General features: G+C 65.4%; 10 protein-coding genes. 1 reads left to right on the forward strand and 9 read right to left on the reverse strand.

The window, feature by feature from the left end; translation table 11 throughout:
• Window positions 1-37 precede the first annotated feature (37 nt).
• From AC1D2H_RS24865 to AC1D2H_RS24905, 9 genes are read right to left on the reverse strand one after another with little or no spacing between them, the layout of a single operon-like run.
• Window positions 38-1,174, reverse strand: coding sequence for a deoxyguanosinetriphosphate triphosphohydrolase (locus AC1D2H_RS24865; RefSeq protein ID WP_477930470.1), 1,137 nt, complete (start codon window positions 1,172-1,174; stop codon window positions 38-40).
• A gap of 1 nt (window position 1,175) precedes the next feature.
• Complete coding sequence (gene aroB, locus AC1D2H_RS24870; protein WP_477930472.1) at window positions 1,176-2,270, reverse strand: 3-dehydroquinate synthase; 1,095 nt, start codon at window positions 2,268-2,270, stop codon at window positions 1,176-1,178.
• A gap of 58 nt (window positions 2,271-2,328) precedes the next feature.
• A complete protein-coding gene (locus tag AC1D2H_RS24875; protein WP_477930474.1) occupies window positions 2,329-2,886 on the reverse strand; it encodes a shikimate kinase in 558 nt (185 codons plus the stop codon).
• A 31-nt stretch (window positions 2,887-2,917) separates the two neighbouring features.
• Window positions 2,918-5,290 carry an autotransporter outer membrane beta-barrel domain-containing protein gene (locus tag AC1D2H_RS24880; protein WP_477930476.1) on the reverse strand — a complete coding sequence of 791 codons (2,373 nt, stop codon included), beginning with the start codon at window positions 5,288-5,290 and terminating at the stop codon, window positions 2,918-2,920.
• Between the two features lie 58 nt (window positions 5,291-5,348).
• A complete protein-coding gene (locus tag AC1D2H_RS24885; RefSeq protein ID WP_477930601.1) occupies window positions 5,349-7,490 on the reverse strand; it encodes a type IV pilus secretin PilQ in 2,142 nt (713 codons plus the stop codon).
• 26 nt (window positions 7,491-7,516) lie between these two features.
• A complete protein-coding gene (locus AC1D2H_RS24890) occupies window positions 7,517-8,041 on the reverse strand; it encodes a pilus assembly protein PilP (RefSeq protein ID WP_477930477.1) in 525 nt (174 codons plus the stop codon).
• Window positions 8,038-8,727 carry a type IV pilus inner membrane component PilO gene (locus tag AC1D2H_RS24895; protein WP_477930478.1) on the reverse strand — a complete coding sequence of 230 codons (690 nt, stop codon included), beginning with the start codon at window positions 8,725-8,727 and terminating at the stop codon, window positions 8,038-8,040. The genes AC1D2H_RS24890 and AC1D2H_RS24895 overlap by 4 nt, the downstream gene beginning before the upstream one ends.
• A gap of 5 nt (window positions 8,728-8,732) precedes the next feature.
• Complete coding sequence (locus tag AC1D2H_RS24900; RefSeq protein ID WP_477930480.1) at window positions 8,733-9,335, reverse strand: PilN domain-containing protein; 603 nt, start codon at window positions 9,333-9,335, stop codon at window positions 8,733-8,735.
• A complete protein-coding gene (locus AC1D2H_RS24905; RefSeq protein ID WP_478012787.1) occupies window positions 9,332-10,411 on the reverse strand; it encodes a pilus assembly protein PilM in 1,080 nt (359 codons plus the stop codon). The genes AC1D2H_RS24900 and AC1D2H_RS24905 overlap by 4 nt, the downstream gene beginning before the upstream one ends.
• Window positions 10,412-10,770: 359 nt before the next feature.
• Between AC1D2H_RS24905 and AC1D2H_RS24910 the strand changes: the two genes are divergently transcribed.
• Window positions 10,771-13,089, forward strand: a complete 2,319-nt coding sequence (locus AC1D2H_RS24910; protein WP_477930484.1) for a penicillin-binding protein 1A — start codon at window positions 10,771-10,773, stop codon at window positions 13,087-13,089.

A 13,089-nucleotide genomic window follows, 5' to 3' on the forward strand; every position in this document is an offset into this window, starting at 1 on the left:
AGAATAATCGACTCCGACCCCAATTTGTGAGGGCGAATCAGAAAAGGCTTTTGCCGGTCAGCCTGAGGTGCTCGCGGATGGCGAAGCGGTCGGTCATGCCGGCGATGTAGTCGGCACAGGCGCGCTCGCGGTCGGGGCGGTCGGCGAAGTCGGCCGGCATCTGGCTGGCGTCGGCCGAGTAGGCCGCGAAGAGGTCGCGCAGCACCTGCTCGGCACGGTTGCGCGTCGACTGAACCTGGGCGTGGCGATAGAGATTGGCGAACAGGAAGCGCTTCAGCGCCGTGCTCTTGGCTCGCATCTCCGGGCTGAAGCGCAGCAAGGGCTTGTCGGCCCGGCGCACCGCCTCGACGTCGGCGGGCGCCGCGTCGGCCAGTGCGGCGCGCGTGGCGTCGATGATGTCGTAGACCTGCGCCGACAACATGCGACGGATGGTCTCGAACAGCAGACGCTTGCCCGCCAAGCCAGGATGGGCGTCCAGCGACGCCCGCCAGTGCTCGCGCACCAGTTCGACCTCCAGCAACTGCTCCAGCTCGATCAAGCCCGAGCGCACGCCGTCGTCGACGTCATGTGCGTTGTAGGCCACCTCGTCGGCGAGATTGCAGAGCTGGGCCTCCAGGCTGGTCTGGCCGCCGTTGAGAAAGCGCGTTGCGATGCCACCCGGTTCGTCAGCCTCGAGCAGTTCGGCGTTGCGACGTGAGCAGTGCTTGAGGATGCCTTCGCGCGTTTCGAAGCAGAGATTGAGCCCGTCGAAGGCCGGGTAGCGCTGCTCAAGTTGATCGACGACGCGCAGCGACTGCAGGTTGTGCTCGAAGCCACCATGGCCTTTCATGCACTCGTCCAGCACGTCCTGGCCCGCATGGCCAAAGGGCGTGTGGCCGAGGTCATGAGCCAGGGCCACGGCCTCGACCAAGTCTTCGTCCAGGCCCAAGCTGCGCGCGATGGAGCGACCGAGTTGGGCCACCTCGAGCGAATGCGTCAGCCGCGTGCGGAACAGGTCGCCCTCGTGATTGAGGAAGACCTGGGTCTTGTAGACGAGACGGCGGAAGGCCGTGCTGTGGATGATGCGGTCGCGGTCGCGCTGGAACTCGCTTCGCGTCGGCGCGGCCGGCTCTGCAAGGCGGCGGCCGCGGCTGCGCGCCGGGTCGGCGGCGTAGGCCGGGCGCAAAATCGACATCTCAGGCGGCCCCGTGTGCCACCAGCGTCTCGACGATGCGCGCGTCGGGCACAGCGTGCAGGCCGGCCCGGCCCAGCGCCTCGATGAGGACGAAGCGAATCTCGCCGGCCTCGGCCTTCTTGTCCACGCGCATCAGCGACAGATAACGCTCGGCCCCCAGCTTGGGCGGCTGCACCGGCAGCCCTGCCCTCTCGACCAGGCGGCGCAGGCGCTCGACGAACTCGGCCGGCATCAAGCCCATGCGCTGCGACAGGTCGGCCGCCAGCACCATGCCGCAGGCGACGGCCTCACCGTGCAGCCACGCACCGTAACCCATGCCGGCTTCGATCGCATGGCCGATGGTGTGGCCGAAATTCAGGATGGCGCGCAGCCCTTGCTCGCGTTCGTCCTGGCCCACCACGTCGGCCTTGATCTCGCAACTGCGGCGCACCGCGTAGCCGAGCACGGCCTTGTCTCGGGCCAGCAGCGCATCGAGGTTGTCTTCGATCCAGCACAGGAAGCCGGCGTCGGCGATGGGGCCGTACTTGATGACTTCGGCCAGGCCGGCACGCAGCTCGCGGTCGGGCAGGCTGTCCAGCGTGTCGAGGTCGGCGATCACCCGCTCGGGCTGGTAGAAGGCGCCGAGCATGTTCTTGCCCAGCGGGTGGTTGATGGCCGTCTTGCCGCCGACGGACGAATCCACCTGGGCCAGCAAGGTGGTCGGCACCTGCACGAAGGGCACGCCGCGCATATAGATGGCGGCCGCGAAGCCGGTCATGTCGCCGATGACGCCGCCACCCAGCGCAAACAGCACGGTCTTGCGGTCCAGGGCCTCGCCGAGCAGGTGGTCGCAGATGCGGTTCAGGTTGGCCCAGTCCTTGTGCTGCTCGCCATCCGGCAGCACGACGAGGTCGACGCGGCGATAGACAGCCTGCAGGCGTTCACACAGACGTGCGGCGTACAGCGGCGCCACGGTCTCGTTGCTGACGATGACGGCTGCCGCGGCCTTGGGCAGTTGCTGCCAGCTGGCGGGCTCGTCCAGCAGGCCGGAACCGATGCGAATCTCGTAGGCGCGGTCGTCAGGAAGCTGGATGCGGACGGTATCGGTAGCAGGCATGCCGTCGAGTGTAAGAGCGCCCCCCTGGGGCGGCCCTCCGCTTGCCGTCAAGCCGGCATCAAAGCGGCTCGGCCCCCACTGTCGCGGCCACGCGCGTCGGGTCGAGCAGACCAGCCAGCTCCAGTTGCATCAGCGCCATGTTGACGAGGGCGTGCACGGACGGGCGTGCGCTCTCGAGCACATAGTGGGCGCAACGGCGGTAGAGCGGGTCGCGCTGCTGGTGCAGCTCGCGCAGCTTGGCGAGCGGGTCGCGCACCTGCAGCAAAGGCCGGGTCGTGTCATGGCGCAGGCGCCGGAACAGATCTTCGGGGGTGGAGCGCAGATAGAGCACGGTTGCGCCCTCATGCAGCAGCTCGCGATTGCGCTCCCGCAGCACGGCGCCACCACCGGTGGCCAGCACGCAATCGCCGGGCCGGGCCATCAATTCGCCGATGACCTCGGTCTCGACGTCCCGGAATTCGTCCTCGCCATGGCGCTCGAAGAACTGCTTGATGCTGCCGCCGATGCGCAGCTCGATTTCATGGTCTGAATCGACAAAAGGCACGCCGATTTGGCGTGCCAGTTGTTTGCCGACGGTGGACTTGCCACCGCCGGGCATGCCCACCAGGGCAATCACGAACGGGTCCAGACTGCCCCCGGTGGCATCGTCAGTTGGGGTCGGAACAAGACGCGGATATTCCGTACGGGCTCTTGATGAACGGCGGCTTTGCCTGCGTCTTGATCACGGTGTCCGGGACCGGCGTGAGTTCCTTATTGCCCACCAAGGAATTCAGGGTGTAGCCCGGCGTGGCAACTCGCCCCCACACGGCCGGTGGACTCACCACGCCAGAAGCGGCGACACGAATGGAATATTCGACCCATTCACCATAGTTCTGCGGATACTCGATGCGAAGCAGGGCCGTGCCGTTCGCATCAGTCTTGGTCGTGCTGATCATGGCGATGGACACGTCGGACTTGCGGGGCTCCAACTGGCCGTTACCGTTCACATCCTCCGAAACACCGTTGAATGTCTCGATCGTGCCGTTGCGGAAGCCGTTGATTGAGCTGTCCTCCGCAATACATTTGGCCCTGATGATCTGCCCCCACTTCTGATCCGCGTCGCTGTAAACCCATTCGCCCTTCTGGTAGCTCGGCAAATCGAGGAGCGGTGTCAGCTGCACGTCCGACTTGGGATTGCCTGCGGCATCCACCACCAGAACAGTGAACTTAACGGTGTAGGTTTGGCCGTTCGCACCTACTGCGATTTCCTGGGCGGAACCGATGCTGATCGACAGCGGCTGCTCCACAACGGTCAGCGAAACCGACAGCTTGCGGCTGGCAGGGCAGGCGAGGATGGTCTCGACGCTGTCGTCCTTGGCGTAGCAGGCGTAGATCTTGACCTGATCGGTCGAACTGGCGCGCTGGCCGGGAATGAAGCTTGACACCGCCACGCCATTCGCGTCGGACGTGACGATGGCATCCTTGCCCGAACCGATGTCGCCATCCGTGCCGGCCGCGTTGTCTCCCAGGCCCAGACGCACTCGGACGTTGGGCACGGGCACGTTGTTGGCGGTCAGGAACAGCAGGCGCAGTTCGGCGCGGTTGTCCTTGGAGCCGACGGCATTGACGCTGACGACCGACGGGGCCACGGTGAAGGTGGCCGAGGCAATGTCGACCGCGGCCGGCACGTCGGACAGCTTGGCGTCGATCTGCACGGTGCTGGTGATGGTCGCACCGCCCGCCTGTGCGGAGATCGCCGTCGGTCCCGAGCCCGCTGCGACATAGCTGTAAAGGTAGCGACCGCTGCTGTCGGTCGTGCCTGTAGCGCTGGCGGTCGGACCCGGGCCGGACACCGTGAGGGTGACACCGACCATGGGATTGGCGTTCACGTCGGTCAAGGTGTACTGGACCTGACCCGGGTCGCCCACCTTCAAGGTGGCGGGCTGCAGCGTGGCTTGCAGCTTCGCACCCGTCACGCGGAACGAGGCTTGGCGCACGAAGGTGCCGCTCTTGGCCGTCACCGTGACGAGACGGTTGGAACGGTCGGCACCGATGGTGACCGAAGCCTTGGCCGTACCGTCGGCCGCGGTCTTCCCGTTGCCAACCACCAGGACGGCGTTGGAGTCCACGCTGAAGGTCACGTCGATGCCAGACACCGCGTTGCGGCCGCTGTCCACGGCCGTCACGGTCACGTCGACCGTGTCACCGCCGCCATTGCCGATGGTGGCCTTGTTCAGGCTCATCGACATGTCGGCCGCGGTAGGCGTCACCGCCGACGAATCAACCACATCGAAGCTGATGGAGCGAGACACGGTACCGCTGGTCGCGGTGACCTTGATCGTCCGGTTCGTCTTGTTGCTGCCCAACTCCACCGTGGCCTTGAGCTGGCCTGTGTTGGTGTCGGTCACCGCGCCGCCGCCCGCCGCGGAGACGAAGGCGGACTTGGCCGGATCGTCGACGGCGAAGGTCAGCGGCGCGCCACCCGCGGCGCCGCGTGACGCGTCGAGCGTGGTTGCGGTGAGGTTGACCACCTGGGTGCCGTTGTTCGGCAGCGTCGCCTTGTCAGACACCAGGGAAATGTCAGCCACCTTGCTGCCGGTGACGCTGTCCACGACGTTGAACGAGAAGGTCTGGCTGACGGTGCCGCTCGATGCCGTGACCGTGACAGTCCGGCTGGTCTTGTCCACCAGGCTGACCGTCGCCGCCAACGTGCCATCGCCCGTGCCGGTGCTGGTGCCGGCGGGCGTGACGACCGCCCCACTGCTCACCGCGAAATTGATGGGAATTGCCTTGCCGATCAGCGCTGTATTGCCAGTGGTCAACGCCGTCACCTTGATGGCGAGCGTCTCGGTCCCCGTATTGGGAAGGCTGGAATTGCCCGTGATCGACAGGGCCGTCAGACTGCTGGTGTCTCCACCACCGCCATTGATCGGTGTCCCGGCGGCGCCGCCACCACCACCGCAAGCGGTGAGGACGGCCGCGAGGGCTCCGCCCAACAGCGCACGGACCGCAATCCGGCTCCAAACATCAAACTTCAACATCTCTTTGCACTCCCGTGTGTAGCCAGCGCAGCTGACACATCGTCAATTCAGTAAAACCTCAGCGCACCGTCTGCCGTTCGCTGACGACCTTGGGCGTCAGGAAGATCAGCAGCTCGGTTTTCGAGGTCGTGCGGGTCTTGTTCTTGAACAGGTTGCCAAGGATGGGCACATCGCCCAGCAGCGGTACCTTGTTCACGGTCTCGCCTTCGTCCTGGGTGTAGATGCCGCCGATGACAACCGTACCGCCGTTCTCGACCAGCACCTGTGTCTGAACGTGCTTGGTATTGATGGCATAGCCCTGCGGCGTCAGCGTGCCGCGGCTGTCCTTGTTGACGTCCACGCTCAGGATGACGCTGCCTTCGGGCGTGATCTGCGGCGTCACCTCGAGCTTGAGGTTGGCCTTGCGGAACTGCACCGACGTGGCGCCACTCGCGGTGGCCACCTGGTAGGGCAGTTCTTCGCCCTGCTCGATCAAGGCCTTGACCTGATCGGCGGTGATGACGCGCGGGCTGGACACGACCTTGCCCTTGCCGTCGGACTCGAGGGCGGACAGCTCCAGGTTCAGGAAGCGGTTGGCCGTCGCGCTGAACAGGGACAGCGCCACCGTCGCCGCGTTGCCGCCGCTGAAGGCGTCGGACGAGGTGTTGGCCGCCAGGTTGACGAACTGCGTGTTGTTGTAGTTGTTGTCGGTGTTCAGCCCTGTCTGGTAACCCACGCCGTTGTAGTTGCCGCCGACGGTCACGTAGTTGCTGCCGCCGACGCTGTAACCCGGAATGCCGCCCTGCAGGCCACGCACGTCCGCGGCCCCGAGCTTGACACCCAGCGAGCGACCGAACTTGTCATTGGCCTCGACGATGCGCGCTTCGATCAACACCTGGCGCACCGGGATGTCGATCTTGGCGATCATGGCCTGGATCTCCTCGAGCTTGCTCGGGATGTCGGACACGAAGAGCTGGTTGGTGCGCGGCTCGAAGATGACGCTGCCGCGCGCCGACAGGATGCGGGTGCCGCCGCCGGAGCCATTGCTGCCGCCGCTGCCGCTGATGCCCTGGCCGGTCAGGCCCTTGGCGAGGTCCTCGGACTTCACGTAGTTGAGCTGGAAGGACTGGGTGCGCAGGGGCTCGAGCTGGGCGATGGCCGCCTTGGATTCGAGGTCCAGCTTTTCCTTCGCCGCGAGCTCGTCCTTGGGCGCGATCCACAGCACGTTGCCGGACTTCTTCAGGCCCAGACCCTTGGCCTGCATGATGATGTCCAGCGCCTGGTCCCAGGGCACGTCCTTCAGGCGCAGCGTGACGCTGCCGGTCACGGTGTCGCTGGTGACGACGTTGAAGTTGGTGAAATCGGCAATGACCTGCAGCAGCGCACGGACTTCGATGTTCTGGAAGTTCAGCGACAGCTTGTCGCCGGCATAGCCCGGCCCCTGGGTCAGCTTGTTGGGGTCGATCTTCTGCGGACGGACTTCGAGCACGAACTGGTTGTCGCTCTGGTAGGCGCTGTGCTCCCAGTTGCCCTTGGGCTCGACGACCATGCGCACGCGGTCACCCGACTGCGTGGTCGTGATCGTCTGCACCGGCGTGCCGAAGTCGACGACGTCGATCTTGCGGCGCAGGTTCTCAGGCAGGCTGGAACGCAGGAACTCGACGACCAGGCTCTGGCCCTGCTGCTGGATGTCGACACCGACCTGGTTGCTGGGCAGGTTGACGATGACGCGACCGGCATCTTCGGCGCCGCGGCGGAAGTCGATATCGCGCAGGGGCTGGGGCGCGGCGTTCAGGCTCTGCGCGAAATGGACAGGTTCGGTGTTGGTGGCCGGAGCCACCTGCGGCGCGCTGTCCAGCACCAGAACCAGGGAGCTGCCCTCCAGCTTGGCGCTGTAGTTCGAGGCATGGCGCAGATTCAGCACCACACGGGCGCGCTCACCCGCCTGGGCCACATTGGCCGAGCGCAGATTGCCCTGGTTGATCTCGACCTGGTTGCGACCCAGGGCATTCACGACCCCTGGCAGGTCGATGGCGATGCGCGGTGGCGTCTGGATCGTGAAACCCGTTGGCACGGCCTGCAAAGGCTCACTCAATTCGATGCGCACGACTTCCACACCCGCCTGCTGGCTGGTGTTGATCGCGCGTATCTGCGTCTGCGCCCAAGCCGCCGGCGTGGCCAGCAGCGTGAGCGCGAATCCCAGCAACCAGCCACGGCCCATCGACTTATTCTCCTGCGGTGTACTGTTCATCGTCCCTTCTCCTGTAGCTGGAGGGTACTGGTGCGCTCGATCCACTCGCCCGCAGCGTCCTGGACGACTTCTCGCAACGTGATCTCGGTTTCGCTCATCTTGGTGATGCGACCGAAGTTCTGACCGAGGTAGTCCCCGGCCTTGACCTGATACAACAAGTTGTCGACGCGCAACAGCGAATAGCGGCGGTTGTCGCGCGTCAGGCTGCCCACCATGACCATGCCGTCCAGCGGATAGGCTTCCAGCGGTTCCTTGCGGCGGCTGATCTCGGCGGTCAGCAGGGAATTCGGCTGGGCCGCTTCCTGCTTGATGGCGACGCTGAGCTTCTGCGGGCTGTAGGGATCCACGCCGGCGGCCGATTCATACGGCTGCGGCAGGAATTTCTTCGGCGGCAGCAGCGGCGTGACGGTGGTCTTGGCGTCCTTCTGCTCCTGCGCCATCCACTGGCGCAGTTCGTCCATGTCGCTGCCGCAACCGGCCAGCGACAACAGGACTGCGAGGGGCATCAGCAGGCGCTTCATTTCTTGGCTCCCGCCGGCTTGGTCGCGGCCTTCTTCTGCTCGGCGACTTCGGAGGCGTCGAGGTAGCGATAGGTGCGCGCCGTGGCTTCCATGCTGAGAGCGCCATTCGCGTCGCGCGGGCCCGCGGGCGCCACGACGACGAGGTTGTGCAGCGTGACGATGCGCGACAGGTTCGACACATCGGCCGCGAAGGCGCCGATGTCGTGATACCGGCCCGACACCTTCACCGCGATCGGCAGCTCGGCGTAGTAGTCCTTGATCAGCACCTGACCCGGGCGGAACAGCTCGAACTGCAGGCCTCGGCCGACACCGGCACTGCTGATGTCGGACAGCAGGGAGTCGATCTCGGCCTTGCCGGGCAGCTGCTTCTCGAGCTGGGTCACGTACTCCTCGACCTGGCTCTTCTGCTTGCGCAGCTCGGGCAGGTTGACGGCCTGGCCCAGCTTGTTGTGATAGTCCTGGCGCAGTTGCGGCTCGCGGTCGCGTTCGGCTTCCAGGCCGGCCTGCACGTCGGAAAGCACGAAGACATAGCCGGCGATGGCCACCGCCAGCATGACGACCAGCGAGGCCGCGAGCTTGGGCAGCAGCGGCCACTGGCCCGGCTCTTTCGGGTTGAGGCCCTGGAACTGGCTCGCCAGATCGGCGAACCAGGCATTCAGGTCGAACTTGGGTGTGGAGGTCGCCATGGCGGTCAGCTCTTCTTCGGCGCGGAAGCACCCGGCGCGGCTTCGCGCACCGGGCTCTTGATCGAGACCTTCATCGAGAAGTCCAGCAGGCGGCGCTGGTCACGCGTGTTGGTCGTGACGGTGGCGAGCTTGACTTCGATGAGATCCGGCTTCTCCAGCCACTCCGAGCTGCGCGACACATTGCGCAGGAACTCGGACACGCGCTCGTTCGTCTGGGCGATGCCGCTGATGGTGACGACCTTGGCGTCCTGGCGGATGGCGGTCAGGTAGATGCCTTCGGGCGCGAGCCTGGCGAGATCGTTGAGCAACTGCACCGGCGTGTTGCGGTCGGTCTGCAGGTCCTCGACGGCACGCTGGCGCGCCTTCAAGGACTCGATCTCGGCCTTCAGGTCGGCGATGTCCTTGATCTGGGCTTCGAGCAGCGTGATCTGGCCCTGGATGTACTGGTTGTGCGACTGCTGTTCCGCAGTCAGGAACTGCAGCATCAGATAGGCCGCCACGACAAGGCCAGCGCCGACCAGGCCAGCAAAACCCAGGCCCGTGAAGAAGGCCAGCTTGCGCCGCTTGCGCCGCTCTTCGCGGTAAGGCAGCAGGTTGATCAGGATCACTGGAAGAACCTCCGCATCGCGAGGCCGCAGGCGGTCAGATAGGACGGCGCCTCACGCCGCAGCTTGGGCTCGCGCACGGCCGAGCCCATGCCCATGTTCTCGAAGGGATTGACCACCATGCAGGCGAAACCCGTCAGGTCGGTCACGCGCTCCTTCAGGCCAGGCAGCGTGGCCGTGCCACCGGCCAGCATCACGTAATGCACCTTGTGATGCGGGGTGCTGGTGAAGAAGTACTGCAGCGCCCGGCCGATTTCCTGGGACAGGCTGTCGACGAAGGGGTTGAGCACGCTGCTCTCGTAGTCCTCGGGCAGTTCGTTGGCCAGCTTCTTCTGCTCGGCCTCCTCGAAGGAGAAGCCGTACTGCCGTGAGATGAGCTGTGTCAGTTGGGAGCCCCCGAAGGACTGGTCCCGGTCGTAGAGCAGTTCATCGTCGCGCAGCACCTTGAGGCTGGTGGTGTCGGCGCCGATCTCGAACAGCGCGACCAGGGCGTCCTTGCCCTCGTTGGGCAGGGCCATGATGAGGCGGCCCATGGCCATGCGCGAGGCATGCGACTCGATGTCCAGCACGACGGGCCGCAGGCCGGCCGCTTCGGCCAGGCCCTGGCGGTCCTGCACGCGGTCCTTGCGCGAGGCGGCTATCAGCACCTCGACGTCACCCACCGACGTGGGGCTGGGGCCGATGACGCAGAAGTCCAGGCTGACCTCGTCCAGCGAGAACGGGATGTATTGGTTGGCCTCGGCCTCGACCTGCAGCTCGAGCTCTTCCTCGCGCAGGCCGGCGGGCAACATGATCTTCTTGGTGATGACGGCCGACTGCGGCATGGCCAGGGCCGCGTCGCGGGTCTTGCTGCCGCTGCGCGCAACCACGCGGCGCACTGCGTCGGCGACTTCGTCGAACTTTTCGATCTGGCCGTCAGCGATCCAGCCCTTCTCGAAGGGCTCGCTGGCAAAACGCTCAAGAACGAACTCACCGCTCTTGGTCTGGCTCAGTTCCACCAGCTTGACGCTGGATGAACTGATATCCAGGCCAATCAGGGGGGGGTGCTTGCGACCCAAAAGTGCGTCAAGTATTCCCATGCCCTTTGTTCCCGACACGCGAGTTACGTATCGGACTATTAATAAGTTACTTGAATGCTAGCAGCAAAGCCGTTGACGCCGAACGGAAAAACGGCCCAAGCTGGTAACGCCACGTTGCTAAACATACACGATTCAATTGACTTGCAAGCTACTGAAAAACACATGTGAAGCGGTCGTTTGGCACGCTGCTGGTTGGGCATGCGGGTATACAAGGAGGGCGTGACGGTGCTTCCTATAATCCGCCGCCTCCTCCCAACGCGCCCCTGGGCGCGCGCCGCCGGCTCATGAATGACAAGCTCCGCTCCGCTGCATCCAGTCCTTCACCCGCCGGCACATCCACCTCTCGCCCGCCCATCAGCATGAGTTCGCGCCTCGGCCGCTGGGCCTTGTGGGGTGTGGGCCTGGTGGCTGGCGGCGTGGCGGCCGTCGCCCTGCTGCTGGCCCTGGGCCTGGCCCTGGCCTATCCCAACCTGCCCGACATCAGCGGCCTGACCGACTACCGGCCCAAACTGCCCATGCGCGTGCTGTCCAGCGACGGCGTGCTGCTGGGCGAGTTCGGCGAGGAGCGCCGCAACTATCAATCCATCCAGCAGATCCCCAAGGTCATGCAGGAGGCCGTGCTGGCCATCGAGGACGCGCGCTTCTATCAGCATGGCGGCGTCGACTACCTGGGCATCATCCGCGCGGGCCTGGCCAACGTCGGCGAGTCGCGCAGCCAGGGCGCGTCGACCATCACCATGCAGGTGGCGCGCAACTTCTACCTGTCCACGGAGAAGACCTTCACGCGCAAGATCTACGAGATCCTGCTGGCGCTGAAGATCGAGTCGGCCCTGTCCAAGGAGAAGATCCTCGAGATCTATATGAACCAGATCTTCCTGGGCCACCGCGCGCACGGTTTCGCGGCGGCCAGCGAGATCTACTTCGGCAAGACGCTGGACAAGCTCAGCATCGCCGAGGCGGCGATGCTGGCGGGCCTGCCCAAGGCCCCTTCGGCCTACAACCCGATCAACAACCCGCGCCGCGCGAACATCCGCCAGCAATACATCATCGAGCGGATGTACGAGACGGGTTACATCACCGAAGAGCAGCGCGACGAAGCCAAGGCCGAGAAGCTGCGCATCCGCCCGGTGCAGGAATCGGTGTCGCATGCCGAGTTCGTCGCCGAGGCGGCGCGCCAGCTGATCTTCAACCAGTACGGCGATGAGTCCTATTCGCGCGGCCTGAATGTCTATCTGACGCTGAACAGCGCTGAGCAAAACACCGCCTACCGCGCGCTGCGCCGCGGCATCCTCGACTACGAGAAGCGCCAGGTCTACCGCGGCCCCGAGGCCTATGCCGACCTGCCGAGCGACGCCAAGGAGCTGGACGCCCGCATCGCCCTCGTGCTGGCCGACCACCCCGCCAATGACGAGCTGCTCGCCGCCGTCGTGCTGGAGGCCGACCCCAAGAAGGTGACCGCCGTGCTGCAGAGCGGCGATGTCATCGCCATCATCGGCGACGGGCTCAAGCCCGTCGCCTCCGGCCTGTCGGACAAGGGCAACCCCAAGACCCGCATCCGCCGTGGCGCCGTCATCCGCGTCGTCAAGGCCGTCAAGCAGAAGGACGGCAATGAATGGACCGTCACCCAGCTGCCCGAGGTCGAAGGGGCCTTTGTGTCCCTGGACCCGAAGACCGGCCAGGTGCATGCCATGGTCGGCGGCTTCGACTACAACAAGAACAAGTTCAACCACGTGACCCAGGCCTGGCGTCAGCCGGGCTCCAGCTTCAAGCCCTTCATCTACTCGGCGGCGCTGGAAAAGGGCTTCACGCCGGCCACCGTCGTCAACGATGCGCCGCTGTTCTTCGACGCCGGCACGACGGGCAGCCAGCCCTGGGAGCCCAAGAACTACGACGGCAAGTTCGAAGGACCCATGCCGCTGCGCACGGCGCTGGCCAAGTCCAAGAACATGGTCTCCATCCGCGTGCTGCACTCCATCGGCGTGAAGTACGCGCAGGACTGGATCACGCGCTTCGGCTTCGAGGCCGAGAAGCATCCGGCCTACCTGACCATGGCGCTGGGCGCCGGCTCGGTGACGCCCATGCAGATGGCCCAGGGCTATGCGGTGTTCGCCAATGGCGGCTACCGCGTCACGCCCCAGCTCATCAACAAGATCACCGACAACAAGGGCCGCCTGCTGTACGAAGCCCTGCCCGTCACGCTGAGCGACGACGCCCGCGCCATCGAGCCGCGCAATGCCTTCCTGATGAGCAGCCTGTTGCAAGAGGTCACGCGCAGCGGCACCGCGGCGCGCGCCCAGGCCACGCTGAAGCGCCCCGACATCTACGGCAAGACCGGCACGACCAACGACTCCATGGACGCCTGGTTCGCCGGCTACCAGAAGGACCTCGTCGCCATCGTCTGGATCGGCTATGACCAGCCGCGCAAGCTGGGCGACCGCGAGACCGGCGGCGGCCTGAGCCTGCCGGTCTGGATCGAATACATGGGCTTCGCGCTGAAGGGCAAGCCCGTCGACGAGATGACGCCGCCGGAAGGCATCGTCAACGTCAATGGCGAATGGTTCTACGAGGAGTACACGACCGGCAACGGCGTGCGCGAGCTGTCCAGCGAACCCGCAGCCGTGCCGGGTGCAACGACCGAGGACGAGAAGAAGTCCATCCTAGATCTCTTCAAACGCTAG

The organism is Roseateles sp. P1_C1_2 (assembly GCF_056406535.1).